19 protein-coding genes are annotated in these 22,022 nt (G+C 73.0%); 11 read left to right on the top strand and 8 right to left on the bottom strand.

Annotated features, from left to right (window positions below; all coding sequences use genetic code 11):
• Positions 1-214: 214 nt before the first annotated feature.
• Positions 215-427, bottom strand: coding sequence for a DUF7455 domain-containing protein (locus ACFWH7_RS08995; protein WP_021479923.1), 213 nt, complete (start codon positions 425-427; stop codon positions 215-217).
• Positions 428-614: 187 nt separating this feature from the next.
• On the opposite strand from ACFWH7_RS08995, the gene ACFWH7_RS08990 reads away from it, so the two are divergent.
• The 5 genes from ACFWH7_RS08990 to ACFWH7_RS08970 all read left to right on the top strand — a co-directional run bounded on the left by ACFWH7_RS08990 (position 615) and on the right by ACFWH7_RS08970 (position 4,986).
• Complete coding sequence (locus tag ACFWH7_RS08990) at positions 615-2,744, top strand: DNA gyrase/topoisomerase IV subunit B (RefSeq protein ID WP_378216164.1); 2,130 nt, start codon at positions 615-617, stop codon at positions 2,742-2,744.
• Between the two features lie 2 nt (positions 2,745-2,746).
• Positions 2,747-3,391, top strand: coding sequence for a cation efflux transmembrane domain-containing protein (locus ACFWH7_RS08985; RefSeq protein WP_378216163.1), 645 nt, complete (start codon positions 2,747-2,749; stop codon positions 3,389-3,391).
• Positions 3,392-3,455: 64 nt separating this feature from the next.
• Entirely contained in the window at positions 3,456-3,920 is a 465-nt protein-coding gene (locus tag ACFWH7_RS08980) for a DUF4430 domain-containing protein (protein ID WP_378216162.1), read from the top strand.
• Positions 3,917-4,495: a DUF6580 family putative transport protein gene (locus ACFWH7_RS08975; RefSeq protein WP_378216161.1), complete on the top strand. Its 579-nt coding sequence runs from the start codon at positions 3,917-3,919 to the stop codon at positions 4,493-4,495. Before ACFWH7_RS08980 ends, ACFWH7_RS08975 begins: the two co-directional genes overlap by 4 nt.
• A gap of 80 nt (positions 4,496-4,575) precedes the next feature.
• Positions 4,576-4,986: a DUF2200 domain-containing protein gene (locus ACFWH7_RS08970; protein WP_378216160.1), complete on the top strand. Its 411-nt coding sequence runs from the start codon at positions 4,576-4,578 to the stop codon at positions 4,984-4,986.
• Here the strand turns inward: ACFWH7_RS08970 and ACFWH7_RS08965 are convergent.
• Both ACFWH7_RS08965 and ACFWH7_RS08960 read right to left on the bottom strand, forming a co-directional pair.
• Positions 4,955-5,395, bottom strand: coding sequence for a VOC family protein (locus tag ACFWH7_RS08965; RefSeq protein WP_378216159.1), 441 nt, complete (start codon positions 5,393-5,395; stop codon positions 4,955-4,957). The two genes, ACFWH7_RS08970 and ACFWH7_RS08965, sit on opposite strands and share 32 nt — an antisense overlap.
• 78 nt (positions 5,396-5,473) lie before the next feature.
• On the bottom strand, positions 5,474-6,121 hold the full coding sequence (locus ACFWH7_RS08960; protein ID WP_378216158.1) for a dihydrofolate reductase family protein: 648 nt from the start codon (positions 6,119-6,121) through the stop codon (positions 5,474-5,476).
• 295 nt (positions 6,122-6,416) lie between these two features.
• Here ACFWH7_RS08960 and ACFWH7_RS08955 point away from each other — a divergent pair, with 295 nt between their 5' ends.
• From ACFWH7_RS08955 to ACFWH7_RS08940, 4 genes are all read left to right on the top strand, one after another.
• Positions 6,417-7,439 (top strand): 3-oxoacyl-ACP synthase III, encoded by a 1,023-nt coding sequence (locus tag ACFWH7_RS08955; protein ID WP_378216156.1) that lies wholly within the window; start codon positions 6,417-6,419, stop codon positions 7,437-7,439.
• Entirely contained in the window at positions 7,436-10,105 is a 2,670-nt protein-coding gene (locus ACFWH7_RS08950; protein ID WP_378216155.1) for an alpha/beta fold hydrolase, read from the top strand. Before ACFWH7_RS08955 ends, ACFWH7_RS08950 begins: the two co-directional genes overlap by 4 nt.
• Positions 10,102-11,106 carry an NAD-dependent epimerase/dehydratase family protein gene (locus ACFWH7_RS08945; RefSeq protein WP_378216154.1) on the top strand — a complete coding sequence of 335 codons (1,005 nt, stop codon included), beginning with the start codon at positions 10,102-10,104 and terminating at the stop codon, positions 11,104-11,106. The genes ACFWH7_RS08950 and ACFWH7_RS08945 overlap by 4 nt, the downstream gene beginning before the upstream one ends.
• A gap of 713 nt (positions 11,107-11,819) precedes the next feature.
• Complete coding sequence (locus ACFWH7_RS08940) at positions 11,820-12,305, top strand: hypothetical protein (RefSeq protein ID WP_378216153.1); 486 nt, start codon at positions 11,820-11,822, stop codon at positions 12,303-12,305.
• A gap of 38 nt (positions 12,306-12,343) precedes the next feature.
• Here ACFWH7_RS08940 and metH read toward each other — a convergent pair whose 3' ends face one another.
• Positions 12,344-15,937, bottom strand: a complete 3,594-nt coding sequence (gene metH, locus ACFWH7_RS08935) for a methionine synthase (RefSeq protein ID WP_378216152.1) — start codon at positions 15,935-15,937, stop codon at positions 12,344-12,346.
• A gap of 194 nt (positions 15,938-16,131) precedes the next feature.
• Here metH and ACFWH7_RS08930 point away from each other — a divergent pair, with 194 nt between their 5' ends.
• A complete protein-coding gene (locus tag ACFWH7_RS08930; RefSeq protein WP_378216150.1) occupies positions 16,132-17,265 on the top strand; it encodes a GNAT family N-acetyltransferase in 1,134 nt (377 codons plus the stop codon).
• A gap of 22 nt (positions 17,266-17,287) precedes the next feature.
• Here ACFWH7_RS08930 and ACFWH7_RS08925 read toward each other — a convergent pair whose 3' ends face one another.
• The 3 genes from ACFWH7_RS08925 to ypfJ are packed head-to-tail and all read right to left on the bottom strand — an operon-like array spanning position 17,288 to position 19,502.
• A complete protein-coding gene (locus ACFWH7_RS08925; RefSeq protein ID WP_378216148.1) occupies positions 17,288-17,974 on the bottom strand; it encodes a hypothetical protein in 687 nt (228 codons plus the stop codon).
• Positions 17,953-18,603 (bottom strand): hypothetical protein, encoded by a 651-nt coding sequence (locus ACFWH7_RS08920; RefSeq protein WP_378216146.1) that lies wholly within the window; start codon positions 18,601-18,603, stop codon positions 17,953-17,955. Before ACFWH7_RS08920 ends, ACFWH7_RS08925 begins: the two co-directional genes overlap by 22 nt.
• Positions 18,600-19,502: a KPN_02809 family neutral zinc metallopeptidase gene (ypfJ, locus tag ACFWH7_RS08915; protein WP_277514382.1), complete on the bottom strand. Its 903-nt coding sequence runs from the start codon at positions 19,500-19,502 to the stop codon at positions 18,600-18,602. Before ypfJ ends, ACFWH7_RS08920 begins: the two co-directional genes overlap by 4 nt.
• A 257-nt stretch (positions 19,503-19,759) precedes the next feature.
• Between ypfJ and ACFWH7_RS08910 the strand changes: the two genes are divergently transcribed.
• The gene (locus ACFWH7_RS08910; protein WP_141387911.1) at positions 19,760-21,358 is read left to right on the top strand and encodes an ABC-F family ATP-binding cassette domain-containing protein; all 1,599 of its coding nucleotides are present in this window, start codon (positions 19,760-19,762) and stop codon (positions 21,356-21,358) included.
• A 42-nt stretch (positions 21,359-21,400) separates the two neighbouring features.
• On the opposite strand, the gene ACFWH7_RS08905 is transcribed toward ACFWH7_RS08910, so the two are convergent.
• On the bottom strand, positions 21,401-22,021 hold the full coding sequence (locus ACFWH7_RS08905; RefSeq protein ID WP_378216145.1) for a response regulator: 621 nt from the start codon (positions 22,019-22,021) through the stop codon (positions 21,401-21,403).
• Between the last annotated feature and the right edge of the window lies 1 nt (position 22,022).

The following is a 22,022-nucleotide window of genomic DNA, read 5'->3' as shown; positions in this document are numbered from 1 at the left end:
CGGACTACCAGCCAGCGACTCCCCGCCCGGGCCCGCCCGCCCCGCCGGCCGGGGGGTGAGAAACGTCGAGACGCACGAAGGCCCCGAGGAGATCTCCTCGGGGCCTTCGTCGTGTCGTCGGCTGTCGGCCGCCGGACCGGGCGGTGGAGCCGGTCCTCGTGGTCCCTGATGGTCCCCGCTCGCGGCGAGGTGGCCGGCGGGTGCGAGCGGCGCGTCAGCGCGCGCCGTGCTCCGCGAGCAGCTTGTCGGTCTCGTCCTGGATGGACGTCGCGAGGTCGGTGTAGGCGTCGGCGTGCGCCCGCGCGTGGTGGCCGCAGAACAGCAGCTCACCGCTCGGCAGGACCACGCGGACGTACGCCTGGGCCCCGCAGCGGTCGCAGCGGTCGGCCGCGGTCAGCGGTTCGGTGGTGGTCGTCGTAGCAGTCACGTGAACATCAAACCATCCGCTCCTGAGGATTCGTCCCCCGCGGGCCCCTGGTTCGCTACCCGCGAAGCGTCTCGAGTCCGCGCCAGGGCTGTGCCGGGTCCGTGCCGCCTCGCGCGCCTGGGCCGGAGCCGCAGGCCCGCGGCGGGGGAGCGCAAGAGTGTGGGCGCGCTCGTCTAGGCTTGCGGCCGTGACGACCACCTCCGCTGAGTCCAGCTACACCGCTCGGCACCTTTCCGTGCTCGAGGGCCTCGAGGCCGTGCGCAAGCGCCCCGGCATGTACATCGGGACCACCGACTCGCGCGGTCTCATGCACTGCCTGTGGGAGATCATCGACAACGCCGTCGACGAGGCGCTCGCCGGGAACTGCTCCAAGATCCTCGTGGTGCTGCACGCCGACTCCTCCGTGACGGTCGAGGACGACGGCCGCGGTATTCCCGTGGACATCGAGCCCAAGACCGGCCTGTCGGGCGTCGAGGTCGTCTTCACAAAGCTGCACGCCGGCGGCAAGTTCGGTGGCGGCTCGTACACGGCGTCGGGCGGTCTCCACGGCGTCGGTGCGTCGGTCGTCAACGCGCTGTCCGCGCGCCTGGACGTCGAGGTCGACCGCGGCGGCAAGACCCACCGCATGACCTTCCACCGCGGCGAGCCCGGGGTCTTCGCCGACCCGAAGTCGGGGCCGACGCCGGACGCCCCGTTCGAGCCGTTCGTGTCGGGCTCCGAGCTCGCGATCGTCGGGAAGACGAAGCGCGGCGTCACGGGCACGCGCGTGCGCTACTGGGCGGACCGCCAGATCTTCCTCAAGACCGCCGTCTTCTCCTACGACGAGCTCGTCACGCGCGTGCGCCAGACGACGTTCCTCGTCCCCGGTCTCGAGATCACCGTGCGCGACGAGCGGGGCGTCCCCGGCACGCCGGGGGAGTCCGGGCCGCACGAGGAGACGTTCGTGCACACGGGCGGGTCGGTCGACTTCGTCGACTTCCTCGCGCCGGACACGCCCGTCACCGCGACGTGGCACCTCACGGGCTCGGGGTCGTTCACGGAGACCGTCCCGGTGCTCGACGACCGCGGCCACATGACGCCGCAGGCCGTGCAGCGCGACTGCGAGGTCGACGTCGCGCTGCGCTGGGGCACGGGGTACGAGACCGAGGTCCGCAGCTTCGTCAACATCATCGCGACGCCCAAGGGCGGCTCCCACCTCGGCGGGTTCGAGCAGGGCCTGCTCAAGGTGCTGCGCAAGTCCGTCGAGACGAACGCGCGCCGCCTCAAGGTCTCGACCAAGGACGCGTCCGAGCGCATCGAGAAGGACGACGTGCTCGCGGGCCTGACCGCCGTCGTCACCGTGCGCCTCGCGGAGCCGCAGTTCGAGGGCCAGACCAAGGAGGTCCTCGGGACGGCTCCCGTGCGCGGCATCGTCGCGCGCGTGGTGGAGAAGGAGCTCAACGCGCTCCTCACCTCGACCAAGCGCGACGAGAAGACGCAGGCCGCGCTCCTGCTCGACAAGGTCGTGGCGGAGATGCGCGCCCGCATCACCGCGCGCAAGCAGAAGGAGATCTCACGGCGCAAGAACGCGCTCGAGACGTCGTCCCTGCCGGCCAAGCTCGTGGACTGCCGCAGCGACGACGTCGAGCGCAGCGAGCTGTTCATCGTCGAGGGCGACAGCGCGCTCGGCACCGCCCGCCTCGCGCGCAGCTCCGACTTCCAGGCGCTCCTGCCCATCCGCGGCAAGATCCTCAACGTGCAGAAGGCGTCCGTGAGCGACATGCTCCGCAACGCCGAGTGCACCGCGATCATCCAGGTGCTCGGTGCCGGTTCCGGACGGTCGTTCGACCTCGAGGCCGCGCGCTACGGCAAGATCGTGCTCATGACGGACGCCGACGTCGACGGCGCCCACATCCGCACGCTCCTCCTCACGCTCTTCTACCGGTACATGAAGCCGCTCGTGGAGGCGGGCCGCGTGTTCGCGGCCGTGCCACCGCTGCACCGCGTCGAGGTCATCGGCGCCGGACGCCGCAAGAACGAGTACATCTACACCTACTCCGAGGCGGAGCTCGCGGCGACGCTCAAGAAGCTCGACAAGGCGGGGCGTCGCTACAAGGACGACATCCAGCGGTACAAGGGTCTCGGGGAGATGGACGCCGACCAGCTCGCCGAGACGACGATGGACCCGCGCCACCGCACGCTGCGCCGCGTCACGGCCGAGCACGCCGAGGCGGCGGAGCGCGTGTTCGAGCTGCTCATGGGCAGCGACGTCGCGCCGCGCAAGGAGTTCATCGTCGCGGGGGCGGCCGAGCTGGACCACGCCCGCATCGACGTCTGACGGTGACCACCGGCCAGGACGCGCGCCGGCCCGACGAGGCCGACGTCGCGCGTCGTCTGCGCCGCGTGGTCCTGGTCGTCGCGGCGCTCAACCTGGCGTACTTCGTCGTCCAGTTCACCGTCGCGCTCGGGGCGGGGTCGGTGTCGCTGCTCGCCGACAGCGTGGACTTCCTCGAGGACACGGCGATCAACCTCCTCATCGCCGTCGCGCTGGGCTTCCCCCTCGCGCGGCGCGCCGCGCTGGGCAAGGTCATGGCGCTGCTCATCCTCGGCCCCGCCCTCTTCGCGGCCTGGGAGGCCGTGCAGCGCTTCGGCGATCCGACGGCGCCCCAGGTCGTGCCGCTCGTCCTCGCCTCGCTCGGGGCGATCGCCGTCAACGGCGTGTGCGCGTGGCTCCTGGTGCGCGTGCGGCACCACGGCGGGTCGCTCAGCCGGGCCGCGTTCCTCTCGGCGCGCAACGACGTCCTCGTGAACGTCGCCGTCATCGCGATGGGCCTCGTGACCGCGTGGACCGGGTCCGGCTGGCCGGACCTCGTGCTCGGGTGCGGGATCATCCTCCTCGCGTTCCACTCCGCCTACGAGGTCTGGGAGGTCGGCGAAGAGGAACGGCTCGCCGCCAAGGCCGTCGCCGGGGAGGAGATCGGGTGACGGCGCGTCGTCCGACAGGCGGGCGCCCGGGCGCGCACCGCCGGTCGCTCCGTACGCTGGCGTCGTGACCCTCCGAACCTTCCGCGACACCCCCGCGCGCCCGCTCACCGCCCTGACCGCCGTCCTGCTCACCGCGGGCCTGCTGGCCGGGTGCTCGTCCACCGACGAGCCCGCGACCGACGTCACGACGTCGACCGCGAGCGAGGAGACGAGCGCGCCCGCTGACGACGCGACGGACGAGGCGTCCGACGACGAGTCCGGCGACACCGACGACGCCCCGGAGTTCTCCTACGAGGGCCGCGCCGGCACGACCGCGCTCGACCTGCTGCTCGAGGCAGACCCGTCCGCCCAGGTGACCGGCGAGGGCGAGAACGCCTTCGTCACGGCGATCGACGGCGTCGCTGCCGACCCGGACAGCGAGTTCTGGGCGCTGTACGTCGACGGCGAGATGGCTACCGTGGGAGCAGGATCCCTCGAGACGGAGGACGGGGACGAGATCACGTGGAAGCTCGAGACGTTCACCTCGTGACGCGCTCGCAGACCTCGCCCGCGACCCGCTGGTGGCGTCCGGCGCTCGTCGTGGCGATCGCGGCGCTCGCCGTCGTGTGGCGCCTCGTGCGCGCGGACCTCGGTGCGCCCCCGAACCTGGAGCTCGTCACGGCCGCCACGTTCGCGGCGACGCTCCTGCTGCGCTCGCGCTGGGCGTTCGTCGTGCCGCTGGCCGTGACGGTCGTGTCCGACGTCGTGCTCGGCAACACGTCGATCGCGCTCTTCACGTGGAGCGCGTGGCTCGTCGTCGGGCTGGGCTCGCTGCTCGCACGGAACACGACCGGCTGGCGCCGCGTCGGCGCGGGCGCGGCGTTCGGGGTCGCGGGCTCGCTGTGGTTCTTCGCGTGGACCAACTTCGGCGTCTGGCTCCAGGGTCGCGGCGTCTGGTACCCGGCCGGCGTCGACGGGCTCGTCGCGAGCTACGTCGCGGGCCTGCCGTTCCTGCGCACGATGCTGCTGGGCAACCTCGTGCTCGTGCCGCTCGTCGCGGCGGGCACGCTGCTCGTGGACCGGCTCGAGGCGTCGCACGGGATGGTCGCAGCCCGACCCGCCTGACCCGCGCTAGCGTGGTCCGTACCGGATCGCGGCACGGGCCGAGCCGGGGACAGGCCCGGCCGGGCAGGAGGAGGACACCCATGGCGGGACACCGGATCTTCGGGATGAGCTTCGCGAGCATCTACCCGCTCTACGTGACCAAGGTGGAGCGCAAGGGGCGCACGACGGACGAGCTCGACCAGGTCATCGGCTGGCTCACCGGCTACGACGACGCAGGCCTGGCGCAGGCGGTCGCGGACGAGATCACGCTCGAGGAGTTCTTCGAGCGGGCGCCCGCGTGGAACCCGAACGCCTCGCTCATCACCGGGGTGATCTGCGGCGTCCGCGTCGAGGACATCGAGGACCCGCTCATGCAGAAGGTCCGCTACCTCGACAAGCTCGTCGACGAGGTGGCGCGCGGCAAGAAGATGACGTCGATCCTGCGCGGCGAGACGTCGGTCGCCCCCTCGGCGGCCGCGCTCAGCCGAGCTGCTCGGCGATCCCGACGATGATCCCGCCCGGCCCGCGCAGGTAGCAGAGCCGGTAGACGTCCTCGTACCGCACGATCTCGCCCAACACCTCGGCGCCGTGGGTGCCGAGCCGTTCGACCGTGTCGTCGATGTCGTCGACGGCGAACATCACCCGGTGCAGGCCCAGCACGTTCGGCGGGGCGGTGCGCAGGCCGAGGTCGAGCGGCGCGGGCGCGTGGTACCGCGTGAGCTCGAGGCGCCCGTTGCCGTCGGGGACGCGCATCATCGCGATCTCCGACCGCAGGCCTTCGAGCCCGACGACGCGCTCCGCCCACCGCCCTTCGATCGTCATGCGGTCCTCGAGCTCCATCCCGAGCTCGGCGAAGAACGCGACGGCCGCGTCGAGGTCGTCGACCACGACGGCCACGTTGTCGAGGCGCTGGAGCGCCATGGGTGCCTCCTGAAGGTCTGGTGTCGGTGAGCTGTCCGGGGGCTCGCGAGCTCCCGTGCCGGGTGGTCCGTTCCCGGGTCAGGCGTCCTGCCCGACGCCGCGCCCCGGCTCGCTCATGTCGCCCGTCCCGGGAGTCCCGTCGGCGAGGCCGTAGCGCAGCAGGACGGTGCCCGTCGGGCTCGGCGCGGGCGGTTCGAGGAGGGTGAGGTTGGTGGGGACGGCGCCGCCGTCGAACACGGTCTTGCCCGTGCCGAGCACGATGGGGTGCACCCACAGGTCGAGCCGGTCGAACAGCCTCTCGCGCAGCAGCGTCTGCACCAGGTCGAGGCTGCCGACGACCTTGACGTGCTCGTGCCTGTCGCGCACCTCGCGCACCGCGGAGGGCAGGTCCGGGCCGAGCAGCGCCGACCCGGCCCACGTCAGGTCAGGAGTGCCGCGCGACGCCACGTACTTGGGGATGCGGTTGAACAGGGCCGCGAAGTCGTCGTCCTGCCCGCCCTCCTGGAACGGCCAGTACGACGCGAAGATGTCGTACGTGCGCCGCCCGAGCAGCAGCGCGTCCGTCCCCTCGTACGCCGCGGCGATCTGCGCACCCGCGACGTCGTCGAGCAGCGGCGCCTGCCACCCGCCGAACGCGAACCCGCCCTCCGGGTCCTCCTCCGGCCCGCCGGGCGCCTGCCCGACGAGGTCGAGGGTCGTGAACAGCTCGATCTCGATGGATCCCATGGTCGTCTCCAGGTCGGCTCGCCGTCTCGGTCCAGGGGTAGACCGCGGGGCGCCGCGGAAGTCATCGAGCAGGGCGGAGGGAACCGACCCCCTCGGCGACGACGTGGCGCACCCCACAGCGCACGGTTGGAACGGCGGGCATCCGCCGAGCGTCCTACGCTCAAGGACGCGGGAGTGGGCGGCACCAGCCGCCGCCCCCGCCCGGCGCGGTCGCGCGGCCGCACCGGCGGTCACGCGCCCCCGGTCGTCTCGTCGCTGAGCCGGACGCTGGTGCGTCCGGCCGTCTGGAGCTCGTGTGTCAGGTAACGCCACCGCCAGGTTCACCAACGTCGCGCTGCTGTCCGTCACCAGCCGGCTCCCCGCCGGAGTGCGGACCTCCGCCGAGGTGCAGGAGCGCCTCGCTCCCGCGCTGCGGCGACTGCGCCTGCCGTCGACGCTGCTGCAGCGGGTGGCGGGCGTGCGCGAGCGGCGCGCCTGGACCGCCCAGGAGGACGTCGACGCCGCCACGGTCGCCGCGGGGCAGGAGGCGCTGCGCGCCGCCGGGGTGGACCCGAGCGACGTCGGGCTCCTGATCAACACGTCGGTCACGCGCAAGCACCTCGAGCCGTCGGTCGCGGTGCGGCTTCACCACGGTCTCGACCTGCCGTCGTCCGCCACCAACTTCGACGTCGCGAACGCGTGCCTCGGCTTCATCAACGGCATGAGCCTCGCCGCGGGCATGATCGAGTCCGGCCAGATCCGCTACGCGGTCGTCGTCGACGGCGAGGACGCCGACGTCATCCACGACCGCACGATCGAGCGGCTGCTGCGCGAGGACCGGGACCGCGACGACTTCATGCAGGAGTTCGCCTCGCTCACGCTCGGCTCCGGCTCGGCCGCCGCCGTGCTCGGCCGCGCGGACGAGCACCCGGGCGCGCACCGCGTGCTCGGCGGCGTCACTCGCGCCGCCACGCGGTTCCACGACCTGTGCGTCGGCAGCACCGAGGGCATGTTCACCGACGCCAAGGCGTTGCTCGAGGGCGGCCTCGAGCTCGTCGTGGACGCCTGGAAGGACGCCGTCGCCGACTGGGACTGGTCGTCCATGGACCGGTACATCACGCACCAGGTCTCGCGCGTGCACACCGACGCGATCGTCGAGGCGGTGGGCCTGAACCCCTCCCGTGTGCCCGTCACCTACGACCGGCTCGGCAACGTGGGGCCGGCGTCCGTGCCGATCACCCTCGTCGAGGAGCAGGCCACCCTCAGCGCCGGGGACCGTGTGCTGCTCATGGGCGTGGGCTCAGGCATCAACACGGCGATGCTGGAGCTGGCCTGGTGACCGGGTCCGCTCTCACGCCCGCGACCGATCCCCTCCTGCGCCACGCCGCCACCGTCCCGCACGGGCTGCCGGGCCTGGACCCGCGGTACAGCCACGTGCTGCGCGACGCCCGAGGCGGGACCTGGCACTACCTCGACACGGGTCCTGAGCTCGAGCGGCACGGCGTCGCGCCCGTCGGCACCGTGCTCGCCGTGCACGGCAACCCCACGTGGTCCTACCTGTGGCGGCGGCTCGTGACCGACTCCGTCGCCGCCGCTCGGGGTGGCCGTGCGGCGTGGCGCGTCGTCGCCGTCGACCAGCTCGAGATGGGGTTCTCCGGCCGCACGGGCGAGCACCGCCCGCTCGCGCGCCGCGTCGCCGACCTGGGCGCCTTCACCGACGCCCTCGGTCTTGCCGGGCCCGTCGTCACCCTCGGCCACGACTGGGGCGGTGTCGTCTCCCTCGGCTGGGCCGTCGACCACCCCGACCTGCTCGCCGGCGTCGCACTGCTCAACACGGCCGTGCACCAGCCCGACGGCGCCCCGGTGCCCGCGCCGCTGCGCCTCGCGCTCGCCGGACCCGTGCACCGGCTCGGCACCCGCACCACGCCCGCGTTCCTCGACACGACGCTCGCCATGGCGCGCCCGCGCCTGCCTGCGGACGTCGCGGACGCCTACCGCCTGCCCTACCGCACCGCGCACGACCGCGACGGGATCGAGGGCTTCGTCGCCGACATCCCCGTGGACGTCGCGCACCCCAGCGCGCCGGAGCTCGACCGCATCGCCGTCGGCGTCATGCGGCTCCGCGTGCCCGCCGTGCTGCTGTGGGGACCGCACGACCCGGTGTTCTCCGACCGCTACCTCGACGACCTCGTCCGGCGGCTGCCGCACGCGCACGTCCACCGGTATGCGGACGCCGGCCATCTCGTCGCCGAGGACGCCGACTGGACGCCTGCCGTCCTCGGGTGGCTGGCAGGGGAGGTGCGGCCCGGGGACGACGCTGGAGTGCGCGCCGACTCGTCCGCCTCGGACGGCGATCGCCCGTCGTTCGTACCGCTGTGGGCGGGACTGGACGCGCGTGCCGACGACGACGCTCCCGCGGTATTGGACATGGCGTCGACCGATGCCGACGGGTCTGCCCGGGTCGTGAGCTGGCGGGCGCTGGACCGGCAGGTGCGACGGGTGGCCGCGGGCCTGCACGCGATCGGGGTGCGCCGGGGCGACCGGGTGTCGCTGCTGGTGGAGCCCGGTCCCACGCTGACCGCGCTGGTCTACGCGTGCCTGCGGATCGGGGCCGTCGTGGTGGTCGCCGACGCCGGGCTGGGGGTGCGCGGTCTCACCCGCGCTCAGCGCGGGGCATGGCCGCGGTTCGTCGTCGCGCAGACCAAGGGGCTGGCTGCGGCACGCGCGCTCGGCTGGCCCGGCGTGCGGATCTCGGCCGACCCGCTCGCGCCCGCGGTCCGGCGGGCGCTGGGCGTGGAGCACGAGCTCGTCGACGTCGCGCGCGCCGGGGAGGGTGCCGCGCTGCCGCCTGAGCCCGGCCCCGACGACGAGGCCGCCGTGCTGTTCACGTCCGGGTCCACGGGCCCGGCCAAGGGTGTCGTGTACTCCCACGCCCGCCTCTCCGCGCTGCGGGACACGCTCGCCGAGCACTTCGACGTCGGCCCGGACACCGGCCTCGTCACGGGCTTCGCCCCGTTCGCGCTGCTCGGGCCCGCGCTCGGCACCCGGTCGGTGACGCCACGCATGGACGTCTCCTCGCCACGCACGCTCACCGCCCGGGCCGTCGCCGACGCCGTGCGCGCGTCGGACGCGCGCATCGTGTTCCTCTCGCCCGCCGCGATCCTCAACGTGGTCGCGACCGCCGACGCGCTCGACGCCGCCGACCGCACCGCCCTCGCGCGCGTGCGCACATTCCTCTCCACGGGCGCGCCGATCTCCGCCGCGCTGCTCGGCTCGGCCGCCGAGCTCATGCCCGCGGCCACCGCGCACACCCCGTACGGGATGACGGAGTGCCTGCTGGTCACGGACGTCACGCTCGACGGCATCCGCGACGCCGCCGCGGCCCCCGACGCGGGCGTGTGCGTGGGCCGTCCCGTGCCCGGGGCGGAGGTGCTCGTCAGCGCGCTCGAGGACGACGGCGCCGCGACCGGCACGCCGTCGGAAGCGCCCGGCGTTCTCGGCGAGGTCCTCGTGCAGGCCGGGCACCTCAAGGAGCGCTACGACCGGCTGTGGCTCACCGACCTGGCCGCCGAGCGCGGCACCCCGCCCGGACACTGGCACCGCACCGGCGACGTCGGGCACCTCGACGCGCAGGGCCGGCTGTGGATCGAGGGGCGCCTCGCTCACGTGCTCCGCACCGCCGACGGCCCGCTGGCGCCCGTGGGGCCGGAGCAGCACGTGGAGCGGGTGGCGCAGCTGCGGCGGGCCGCCGTCGTCGGCGTCGGGCCCGCAGGCCTGCAGCAGGCGGTCGCGGTGGTCGAGACCGTGCCCGACGCCCGGCGCCCCGGGCTGGCGTCCGAGGCGCTCACCGCCGCCGTGCGCGCCGCGTCGCCCGTGGCGCTCGCGGCCGTGCTCGTGGTGCCGCGCATGCCCACCGACGTGCGACACAACTCCAAGATCGACCGGGTGCGCCTCGCCGCCTGGGCGGACGGCGTCCTCGCCGGCGGGCGGGTGGGGCAGCCGTGACCGTGCTCGTGACCGGGGCGTCGGGACTGCTCGGAGGCGCCGTCGCCCGCGCGCTCGTGGCACGCGGCGACGAGGTCCGCACGCTCCAGCGTCGCGCGTCCGGCGTGCCGGGCGCCGAGGACGTCCGGGGGTCCGTGACCGATCCGGCGGCCATCGCGCGCGCTGTCGAAGGCGTCGACGCGGTCGTGCACCTCGCGGCCAAGGTGTCGCTCGCTGGCGATCCCGCGGAGTTCCACGCCGTGAACGTCGAGGGCACCGCCGCGCTCCTCGACGCGGCCGAGCGTGCCGGGGTCGAGCGGTTCGTGCAGGTGTCGTCGCCGTCCGTGGCCCACCTGGGCTCGTCCCTGGTCGGGGCGGGCACGACGCCCGCCGACCCCCGGCACGCGCGCGGCGAGTACGCGCGCACCAAGGCGGCGGGCGAGCTGCTCGCCCTGGGCCGCGACCGCCGTCGGCGTCCGGATGGTTCGGGCGGGACCGGGCCGAGCGTTGTCGCCGTGCGCCCGCACCTCGTGTGGGGGCCGGGGGACACCCAGCTCGTGGAGCGGGTGCTCGAGCGCGCGGCGGGCGGGCGCCTGCCCCTGCTGGGGCATGGCGCGGCGCTCATCGACACGCTGTACGTGGACAACGCCGCGGACGGCATCCTCGCCGCGCTCGACCGGGCGCACGACGTGCACGGCCGCGCCTACGCGCTGACGAACGGCGAGCCGCGCACCGTCGCCGACCTGCTCACGGGCATCTGCCGAGCGGGCGGCGTCGAGCCACCGCGGTGGCGCGTGCCGGCCGGGGTCGCGCGGGCCGCGGGCAGCCTGGTCGAGGCCGTGTGGCGCGTGCGCCCGGGTGCCGACGAGCCGCCGATGACGCGCTTCCTGGCAGAGCAGCTGTCGACCGCGCACTGGTTCGACCAGCGGGCCACGCGTCGTGACCTGCGCTGGCGCCCCGCCGTGAGCGTCGACGAGGGGCTGCGGCGCCTGGCCGCGCACTACGGTGGCGCGGCCGCCTGACGCCGTTCCGCTTCACCGCCCCGCCCGCCTGAGCACTGGGTGCCTGCCTGGCTCGGTCACGCACTGGGGGGACGGGCCCCTAGTCCCACCAGAGTCGGAGCCATCCCGTGGCCGCTTCCTCGCGGGTCGCGCGGAGCGTGAGCGAGCCAGCGGCTCCGGGTGGATCTCGTCCGGTGCGCCTTCATGGTCGAGACGCAGCTCCTCACGCATGTAGCGGAGGACGTCCGTGCATCCGCACCAGTCCAGGTGGACGTAGTCGACGTCACCGCCCCAGGGCTCGAGCTGGCTCTGGTCCTCCATGAATCGGTCGATCGGTCGGTCGGACACAGTGTGCTGGGCCAGTGCCGTGCGGGTCGGAGCCTGTGGATAACTCATAGCCGCGGGCGTCGGGCGTCTAGCGTTTCGGAGCCAGACACCCACAGCAGGAGGATCATCTTGCTCGACTCGTACGAGCCCCCGACCACGTCGCGTGTGACACAGGGCGTCCCTGGCGGGCGTGCGGCGCCCCGTCGCCGGGCCTCCACCAGCCGCCGGATCCTCGCAGTCGCCGGCATCCTTGCCGCGCTGAGTGGCTGCGCGTTTCCCGGCGACATCGCGACGGATGACGAATCGGGAGCTGCGCCCACGTCACAGAGCGAGCGCGCGCCGGCAACCCTCGCAACTCCCGCGCAGGAGGACTACTCGATCGTCTCCGGCCAGCAGATCGAGACGCCGTGCTGGTCCTACGAGGGTCCGCAGAACTTCGTGAACAACATCTCGTCCGACGACGAGAGATTGTGCCTGGGCGCTCTCGAGCTCTGGGGCGAGGTCTTCGACGGCGCGGTGTTGCCGACGGGAGTAGGAGCGATCTACGGCCGGGTAAAGGTCGAACCAGTGCGCGTCTCGACGTCCGACGCCTGGGGGTCGGGAGCGATCTCGACGGTGCCGTCGACGCCCTCGCGGACTCGTACTTCGCGGAGAACGGCACGATCATCAGTCTGCACGAGCCGACCGACCTCGACGGTGTCCCGGCGAACATCACCCGGGTCGAAGGGGACTTCGACGCGACGCAGACGAAGGCCTTCATCACCGCCTTCGCGCCGGAGCCGTTCACACCCGGCGCGGATACGGTCCAGTTCTTCGTGATCGCGATCGTCACGCCCTACGACAACGGCGAGGCGCTCATCGAGCAGGTCGTCAGTACCTGGAGGTGGGCCTGACGCTCGTGGCCCGCGAGCTCCGGAACTGCTGGAGAACGTCAGACGCTGAAGTACTTGGCCTCGGGGTGATGGAACACGAACGCGTCGGTCGACTGCTCCGGGTGAAGCTGGAGCTCCGCGGAGAGCTCGACGCCCACGCGCTCGGGGCGCAGGAGCTCGACCACCTTGGTGCGGTCCTCCATGTCCGGGCAGGCGGGGTAGCCGAGGGAGAAGCGGGCGCCGCGGTACTCGAGCTTGAACATGCCCTCGACCTCGGTCGGGTCCTCGTCGGCGAACCCGAGCTCGGCACGCACGCGCGAGTGCCACATCTCGGCGAGCGCCTCGGTGAGCTGCACCGACAGGCCGTGCAGCTCCATGTACTCGCGGTAGTGGTTCCCGGCGAAGAGCTTCGCGGTGTGCTGGTCCACGCTCGCGCCCATCGTGACGAGCTGGACGGGCAGCACGTCGTACCGTCCCGTCTCCTCGACCCACGACCGCGGCTTGACGAAGTCGGCGAGGCACAGGTGCCGGTCGCGGCGCTGGCGCGGGAACGTGAAGCGCAGCCGCTCCGTCCCCGGCTCGCCGCCCGACCCGCCGTCAGGCGCGCCGATCCCCGCGAGCCCGGCGCCGTGGTGCGCGACGACGACGTCGTCGCCCTCCGACCACACCGGGAAGTACCCGTACACGACCGACGGGTCGACCATGCCTTCGGTCCGGATCCGGTCGAGCCACGCGTTGAGCCGCGGGCGGCCCTCGGTCTCGACGAGCTCCTCGTACGACGCCCCGTCGTCGCCACGCCCCGGCTTGAGACCCCACTGGCCCATGAACGTCGCGCGCTCGTCGAGGAACGCCGCGTACTCGGCGAGCTGGACACCCTTGACGAGGCGCGTGCCCCAGAACGGGGGAGCGGGCACCGGGTTGTCGGCCGCGACGTCGGACCGCGCGGGCAGGTCCTCGACGGGCGTCTCGGTCACGGTGACCACCGCGTGCCGGCGCTTCTTCAGCGCGGGCAGTCCGACGGCGTCGGGCGACTCGCCGCGCGCGACGCGCACGAGCGGCTCCATGAGGCGCAGTCCCTCGAACGCGTCGCGCGCGTACCGGACGACGCCGGGGAACTGGCCCGCGAGGTCGTCCTCGACGTAGGTGCGCGTGAGCGCCGCGCCCCCGAGCAGCACGGGCCAGCGCCCGGCGAGCCCGCGCGACGCGAGCTCCGCGAGGTTTTCCTTCATCACCACGGTGGACTTCACGAGCAGCCCGGACATGCCGATGACGTCGGCCTCGTGCTGCTCGGCGGCCTCGATCATCGCGGAGATCGGCTGCTTGATGCCGATGTTGACGACCGTGTAGCCGTTGTTCGTGAGGATGATGTCGACGAGGTTCTTGCCGATGTCGTGCACGTCGCCGCGCACGGTCGCGAGCACGATCGTGCCCTTCGACCCGGACTCGCCCTCGACCTTCTCCATGTGCGGCTCGAGGTACGCGACCGCCGTCTTCATCGCCTCGGCGGACTGGAGCACGAACGGGAGCTGCATCTCGCCGCGCCCGAACAGGTCGCCGACGACCTTCATGCCCTCGAGCAGGTGGTCGTTGACGATCTCGAGCGGCTTCAGCCCGGACGCCATCGCGGCGTCGAGGTCCTCCTCGAGACCCTTGCGCGCGCCGTCGACGATGCGTCGCTCGAGGCGCTCGCCGACCGGCAGCGCCGCCATCTCGGCGGCCCGGGCGTCCTTCAGCGCCGCCGAGTCCACACCCTCGAACAGGTCGAGCAGCCGGGCGAGCGGGTCGTGCACGAGGTTGCCCTCGTCGTCGTACCGCCGCCGGTCCCACACGAGGTCGAGCGCGGCCTCGCGCTGCTCGTCGGGGATCTGTGCGAGCGGCAGGATCTTCGCGGCGTGCACGATCGCGGAGTCCAGCCCCGCCTCGACCGCCTCGTGGAGGAACACCGAGTTGAGCACGGTGCGCGCAGCGGGGTTGAGCCCGAACGACACGTTCGAGACGCCGAGCGTCGTGTGGATGCCGGGGTAGCGGCGCGTGATCTCGCGGATCGCCTCGATCGTCTCGATCGCGTCGCGACGCGTCTCCTCCTGGCCCGTGGCGATGGGGAACGTCAGGGCGTCGACGATGATGTCGTCGACCCGCATGCCCCAGTCGCCCGTCAGCGTCTCGACGAGCCGGGTCGCGATCTCCACCTTGCCCGACGCCGTGCGCGCCTGGCCCTCCTCGTCGATCGTCAGCGCGACGACGGCCGCCCCGTGCTCGACGACGTGCGGCATGATCCGCGCGAACCGCGACGTCGGACCGTCGCCGTCCTCGAAGTTCACCGAGTTCACGACGGCGCGCCCGCCCACGAGCTCGAGGCCCGCCGCGATCACCTCGGGCTCGGTCGAGTCGATGACGAGCGGCAGCGTCGACGCGCTCGCGAGACGCGAGACGACCTGCTGCACGTCCGCGACGCCGTCGCGCCCCACGTAGTCGATGCAGACGTCGAGCAGGTGCGCGCCGTCGCGCGTCTGGGCGCGCGCGATCTCGACGCACTCGTCCCAGTTCTCCGCGAGCATCGCCTCGCGGAACGCCTTGGAGCCGTTCGCGTTGGTGCGCTCGCCGATCGCGAGGAACGACGCGTCCTGGTGCAGGTCCGTGTGCGAGTACAGGCTCGCGACGCCGTTCTCCCGCTCCGGGTGGCGCTCGACGACCGGGCGCGCACGCACCGCCTCGACGACGCGGCGCAGGTGCTCGGGCGTCGTGCCGCAGCAGCCCCCGACCAGCCCCAGGCCGAACTCCGTGACGAACTGGGTGTGCGCGGCCGCGAGCTCGTCGGGCGTGAGCGGGTACGACGCGCCGTTCGGGCCGAGCACGGGCAGTCCCGCGTTCGGCATGCACGTCACGGGGATCTCGGCGTGCCGGGAAAGGTGGCGCAGGTGCTCGCTCATCTCGGCCGGGCCGGTCGCGCAGTTGAGGCCGATCGCGTCGACGTCGAGCGCCTGGAGGGTCGTCAGCGCGGCCCCGATCTCGGAGCCCATGAGCATCGTGCCCGTGGTCTCGACCGTCACCTGCACGATCACGGGAACCTCGCGCCCGACGTCGCGCATCGCGTTCCGCGACCCCGTCACCGCGGCCTTGGCCTGGAGCAGGTCCTGGCTCGTCTCGACGAGGATCGCGTCGACGCCGCCCTCCAGGAGGCCCGCGGCCTGCTCGGCGAACGTGTCGCGCAGGTGCGCGTACGTCGTGTGCCCGAGGCTCGGCAGCTTGGTCCCGGGGCCCATCGACCCGAGCACCCACCGGGGCTGCTCGTCGGTCGCGAACGCGTCGGCGCGCTCGCGCGCGATCCGCGCCCCGGCCGCGGCGAGCTCGCGGATGCGGTCGTCGATGTCGTAGTCCGAGAGGTTGGACCAGTTGGCTCCGAACGTGTTCGTCTCGATCGCGTCGACCCCGACCTCGAGGTACGCGTCGTGCACGGCCGCGATGATGTCCGGACGCGAGACGTTGAGGATCTCGTTGCAGCCCTCGAGCCCCTGGTAGTCCTCCAGGCTCGGGTCCTGCTCCTGGATCATCGTGCCCATCGCGCCGTCCGCAACGACGACGCGCGTGCGCAGCGCATCGGCAAGAGCCCGCGAACGGGCGTCGGCAAGATCCTGGGGGACGACGATCGGCATGTTCGCAGCGTAGATCGCGCACGCCCGGTCGTGGGATGCCGTCTCAGGGGGACCCGACCGCCGCCGAGCGACGCGTCTCGGGGCGAGCGATGCGTTCAGGGACGCATCGCTCGAGCCGGGACGCATCGCTCGGGCTCCGGGCGGGGCGGGAAAAGCGCGTGCCCGACGGCGCGGGCGCACCTACCGTGGTCGGCATGTCCTCTCCCGCGACCGACCAGGTCGAGAACCCGGCCCCCACGACGCTCGCCCCGATCGCCGAGCGCGCCGCCGCGCCGTCGACCCTCCCGCCGGTGACCGCGGGCGACCTGACCTGGCGCCCCGCCGTGCCGGCCGACGCCCCCGCGCTGCTGGCCCTGCGCAACGGCATCGCCGAGGCGGACCAGGAGCCGTACCGCGAGACGATCGGCGAGATCGAGGAGCTGTTCACCGCGCCGTGGCGCGACCTCGCGGCCGACTCGCTCGTCGGCGTCGACACCGACGGGACGCTGCGCGCGTACGCCCTGGTCGACACCAACCCGGGGGACGCGAACACCGTGCGCGCGTTCCTCTGGGGCGGCGTGCACCCCACCCACCGAGAGCGCGGGGTCGGGCGTGAGCTGTTCGCGTGGGAGATCGCGCGCGGACGCCAGCTCCTCGCGGCGAGCGGCAAGGAGCTGCCCGCGCGCCTGCTGACGTACGGCGAGGACACCGACCCTCCGGCGAAGGCGCGGCTCTACGCGCGGTTCGGGCTCGGGACCCGCCGCTTCTACTCCGACCTGCGTCGCGACCTCTCCACGCCCATCCCCGAGGTGCCGCTCGACGGGTCGCTGCGGCTCGTCCCGTGGTCGGCGGAGCTCGACGAGGCGACCCGCCTCGCGCACAACGACGCGTTCCGCGACCACTGGGGGAGCGAGCCCCGGACCTCCGAGGCGTGGACGCACGGGCGCAGCGAGTTCGCGCCGCAGTGGTCGTTCCTCGTGGTCGACGACGCGCCCGACGTCGACGCGCTGCTCGCGGACCCGACGACGGACCCCGAGACGGCGGCGGCGCTCCGCGCGGGGGAGCCGCTCGTCGTCGGCTACGAGATGGCGGGCCGCTACGACGAGGACTTCCCCGTGCGCGGCTACACGTTCGGCTACACCGAGATTCTCGGCGTGCGCAGCGCGTACCGGGGGCGTCGCGTCGCCGTCGCGGCGCTCGCGGCCGGGATGCGCGCCTTCGCCGAGGACGGCATGCAGTACGCCGCGCTCGACGTCGACACCGAGAACCCGTCCGGCGCGCACGGCCTCTACGCGAGCCTGGGCTACGAGAAGGTCACAGGCTCCCGGATGTACTCGATCGAGCTCTAGCGAGCCGCGGCTGACGATCCCGTCACACAGAGGCGAGGAGAACCCCGACCAGCACCGACCCGGGCATCACCGTGAGGAGCTGGACGATCTCGCCGGGTGCCAAGCGGACGAGGCGGGGTCGCGGCGGGCTCGGGTCGGGAGCCTCTTGGGCGGCGAGGGCTCGGAAACGGTGGACCCGTCGACGCTCCAGCTCCTCGACCACGGCGTCCACGCGGGAGCGCCTACCGGTGGCGGCGGCGATCCGCGCGCGTTGCACGGCCCACAGCGTCGTGCGGCTACCGTCGTGGGTGACGACGACGACGTTCATCTGCGGGTCGAACCAGGCGATCTGTGCCCACGTGAAGCGGTAGCAGAGGAGGATGTTGCGCGCGTCGACGCCGTATTCGTCTGCCTGCACGTAGCCGCGCGCCATGAGGACGTAGAGCATGTGGGTGGCGAACCCGATCACGCACCACGGCACGACCAGAGCGAGGTCGTACGATCGCCAGTACCCGGCGGCGAAGGTGAAGAGCGCGAGGAAGACCGTGGCGATGGTCGCGATCACGCGCGTGCCGGGCGAGAGCAGCCAACGGGCCGGGCGTTGATCGTGCGCTTCCTGCCCGACCAGAGGAACACCGCCTGGGAGTGCTTCTCGCCCTGCTGTCATGAGCACATCGAACCACGGGCTGGTCCGCGGGCCTCCGCTGATCAGGATGGCGCCGTCGCGCACCAGCGTTCGAGCTCGGCGACGGCGGCCTGCTCCTCGTCCCGCGATCCCCACCACCAGGCGGACAACATGAAGTGGCCCGTGAGCTCGTATTGCCAGTCGTCCCGGCACGCGTCGCGGTGGCGAGAGGCGTGATCGCTCGTCCGGGCTTCACGGTCCAGGACGTCGAGCCAGGGATGGACCTTCCCGGTCGCGACGACGCAGGCCTCGAAGACTCCCGCCACGCGGACCAGGCCCGCCTCCCGGCGCAGCGTCGCAGTCCACCACGCGTCGAGAAACTCTCTGATCGACGACGACTGCGGGGCCGGCCAGGTCGACCACCCCGCGGCCGCGAGGCCACGTGCTGTCAAATATGGCTCGGACGCGCCGTCGGCGAGGGCGCGGACGGCGGCGGGGAGCACCCGGCGGATCATCGCGGGCTGGTCGTCCCAGTGGAACGGGTCCTTCCCGGCGACCCGGACCGCGAGCTCCCGTGGCACCGCGACGCCGGGCGTGCGGAGCAGCAGCAACTCGGTCTCGGAGAAGCAGCGCCCGCAGCCGCTCTCGTCGGTCGCGGCCGAAGCGTCGCGGAAGACCTGCGCGACGCGTTCGGTCGCGGCGACGAGGGCGTCGTCCGCTGCGCTGCCGGTCACAGCGACGAGGCGGAGAGAGCGTTGCAGTCCTGGATCGTGCCGCCGTTGTAGCCGATGGTGAACCAGCGCTGGCGCTGCTCGCTCGAGCCGTGGGTCCAGCCCTCGGGGTTCACCTGGCCGGTCGCGGCCTCCTGGATCCGGTCGTCGCCGACGGCGGACGCGGCGGACAGCGCGTCGTTCAGCTCCTGGTCGGTGATCGGCGCGAGGAACGTCACGCCGGTGTCCGGGTCGACGGTGCTCGCGGCGTGACCCGCCCACATGCCCGCGAGGCAGTCGGCCATGAGCTCGATACGCACGGAGTCGGACTCGGGGCCCGTGCCCTGGCGGTCCGCAGTGTCCATGGCTCCGACGAGCTGCTCGATGTGGTGCCCGAACTCGTGCGCGACGACGTACATCTCCGCGAGCCCGCCGTCGTTCGCGCCGAACCGGCTCGTGAGGTCGTCGTAGAAGCCGAGGTCGATGTAGACGGTCTGGTCGGGCGGGCAGTAGAACGGCCCGACGGCGCTGGTCGCCGCGCCGCAGCCCGTCGAGACCTGCCCGGTGAAGCTCACGACCTCCGGGAGCGCGTACTGGACGCCCGCCTGCTGCGGGAGCGCCTCGGTCCAGTAGGCGTCGAGCGACTGGACCGTGCCGTTGAGGCGGCACTCGCGCGTCGAGTTCGCCTCCTCGGCCGTGCACGTGTCGATGTACTCCTGCTGGCCCTCGCCGTACGCGCCGGAGTCCGACCCGTCGCCGCCCGTGAGCGCACTGAGGTCCACGCCGGTCTGGTTGCCGAGGAACGCGACGAGCAGCGCGACGAGCACGGCCCCGATCCCGCCGCCCGCGATCATCGTGCCGCGCCGACCGCCACCCTTGCGGACGCGCCCGCCCTCGAACGAGCCACCCTCCTGGAAAGTCACAGGTCAACGCTACCGCCGGGTCGCGCACCAGGCGTCCTAGCGGGCCGCGGCAGCCGAGACCGGGTCCCGCCCGGACCCCGCGACCGACCTCACGCGCGCCGACGGCGGAATGGGGTGGGACGCGGCGGCGGGCCCCCGTAGAATCGACGAGGCCCGGACGCCGGGGCGCACGCACCCCGGCCCCACGACGAGCCGCCGGCCGACCGGTCCGGCGAGGGCCGTCGTCGGGCACCCGCACCACCCGAGAGGACCCTCCCGTGATCACCGCTCACGGCGTCGAGCTGCGCGTCGGCGCCCGCGTCCTGCTGCACGAGGCGACCTTCCAGATCGCCTCGGGCGACCGGATCGGTCTCGTCGGGCGCAACGGCGCCGGCAAGACGACCCTGACCAAGACGCTCGCGGGGGAGACCCAGCCGACGGCGGGGAAGATCACGCGCGGCAACGACATCGGCTACCTGCCGCAGGACCCGCGCACGGGCGACCTCGACGTCATCGCGATGGACCGCGTGCTCTCGGCCCGCAGCCTCGACAAGATCGTGCGCCAGATGCGCGAGACCGAGGGTGCGATGGCGAGCGCCGATGTCGAGACGCACGAGGCCGCGATGGAGCGGTACCCGAAGCTCGAGGCGCGCTTCCTCGCCGCCGGCGGGTACGCCGCCGAGAGCGAGGCGCACCGCATCACGAGCAACCTCGGCCTCGACGACCGCGTGCTCGGCCAGCCGCTCAGCACGCTGTCGGGCGGTCAGCGCCGCCGCATCGAGCTCGCGCGCATCCTGTTCTCCGGGGTCGAGACGCTGCTCCTCGACGAGCCGACGAACCACCTCGACGCGGACTCGATCATCTGGCTGCGCGACTACCTCAAGTCGTACAGCGGCGGGTTCGTCGTGATCTCCCACGACGTCGAGCTGCTGCGCGCCACCGTGAACAAGGTCTTCCACCTCGACGCGAACCGCGGCGAGCTCGACCAGTACAACCTTGGCTGGGACGCGTACCTCGCGCAGCGCGAGTCGGACGAGCGCCGCCGCCGGCGCGAGCGGCAGAACGCGGAGAAGAAGGCGGGCGCGCTGCTCGCCCAGGGCGAGAAGATGCGCGCCAAGGCCACCAAGGCCGTGGCCGCGCAGCAGATGATGCGCCGCGCGGAGAAGATGCTCGCAGGGCTGGAGGGCGAGCGCCAGAGCGACAAGGTCGCCAAGCTCCGGTTCCCCAAGCCCGCGCCGTGCGGGCGCACGCCGCTCACCGCGAGCGGGCTGTCCAAGGCGTACGGGTCGCAGGAGGTCTTCGCGGGCGTCGACCTCGCGATCGACCGGGGGAGCCGCGTCGTCGTCCTGGGCCTCAACGGCGCGGGCAAGACGACGCTCCTGCGCATCCTCGGCGGCGTCGAGGAGCCGGACACGGGCGAGGTGCACCCCGGTCACGGCCTGAAGATCGGCTACTACGCCCAGGAGCACGACACGCTCGACATGGACGCGACGGTCGTCGAGAACCTGCGCCACGCCGCGCCCGACCTCACCGACACCCAGGTGCGCTCCGTGCTCGGGTCGTTCCTGTTCTCGGGCGACGACGCGGAGAAGCCGACGAACGTGCTGTCCGGCGGGGAGAAGACGCGCCTCGCGCTCGCGACGCTCGTCGTCTCGGCGGCGAACGTGCTGCTCCTCGACGAGCCGACGAACAACCTCGACCCCGCGTCGCGCGCCGAGATCCTCGGGGCGCTCAAGACGTACGAGGGCGCCGTCGTCATGGTCACGCACGACGACGGCGCGGTCGAGGCGCTCGAGCCCGAGCGCGTCCTGCTGCTGCCCGACGGCGACGAGGACCTGTGGAGCGACGAGTACGCGGAGCTCGTCTCGCTCGCCTGAGGCAGATGCCCGCTGCGCCTGTGCGCGACAGGCGGCGAGGTGTCAGGTGAGGAGTCGCCGGCGGTAGCCCTCGGCCACCGCCGAGGCGCGGTCGCGGACGCCGAGCTTGTCGTAGACGTGCTGCAGGTGGGTCTTGATGCTCGCCTCGCCGATGAACAGCGCGGCGGCGGCCTCGCGGTTCGAGGAGCCGTTCGCGACGAGCTGCAGCACCTGCTTCTCCCGGTCGGTCAGCGTGCCGGCGCCAGGCCTGCGCACCTGTCCCATGAGGTGCTGCGTCACCGACGGCGCGAGCACCGACTCCCCGCGCCCGGCCGCACGGACAGCGCGGATCAGGTCGTCGGGCAGCGCGTCCTTCAGGAGGTAGCCGATCGCCCCCGCCTCGATGGCCGGCAGGACGTCGCTCTCGCTGTCGAAGGTCGTCAGGACCAGCACGCGGGCGCTCGGGACCTGCTCGCGCAGCGCGGCCGTCGCGGCGACCCCGTCCGTCCCTGGCATCCGCAGGTCCATGAGCACCACATCGGCCGCCAGGGTCCGGGCGCGGTCGACCCCGTCGGCGCCGTCGGCGGCCTCTCCGACGACGACGATGTCCTCGACGTCCGCGAAGGTGTCGCGGAGGCCGCCTCGCACGATCGGGTGGTCGTCGACGATCACGAGTCGAAGCATC

It is taken from the genome of Cellulosimicrobium cellulans (genome assembly GCF_042723955.1).
GTDB classification, from domain to species: domain Bacteria; phylum Actinomycetota; class Actinomycetes; order Actinomycetales; family Cellulomonadaceae; genus Cellulosimicrobium; species Cellulosimicrobium cellulans_H.
Note: the sequence above shows the minus strand (reverse complement) of the source record. Positions and strands in the feature narration are given on the sequence as shown.

Coding starts and splice junctions, on each gene's coding strand:
- ACFWH7_RS08930 (WP_378216150.1), top strand. CDS start 16,132: ATGTCCTCTCCCGCGACCGACCAGGTCGAGAACCCGGCCCCCACGACG.
- ACFWH7_RS08905 (WP_378216145.1), bottom strand. CDS start 22,021: ATGCTTCGACTCGTGATCGTCGACGACCACCCGATCGTGCGAGGCGGC.
- ACFWH7_RS08960 (WP_378216158.1), bottom strand. CDS start 6,121: ATGGGATCCATCGAGATCGAGCTGTTCACGACCCTCGACCTCGTCGGG.
- ACFWH7_RS08965 (WP_378216159.1), bottom strand. CDS start 5,395: ATGGCGCTCCAGCGCCTCGACAACGTGGCCGTCGTGGTCGACGACCTC.
- ACFWH7_RS08970 (WP_378216160.1), top strand. CDS start 4,576: ATGGCGGGACACCGGATCTTCGGGATGAGCTTCGCGAGCATCTACCCG.
- metH (WP_378216152.1), bottom strand. CDS start 15,937: ATGCCGATCGTCGTCCCCCAGGATCTTGCCGACGCCCGTTCGCGGGCT.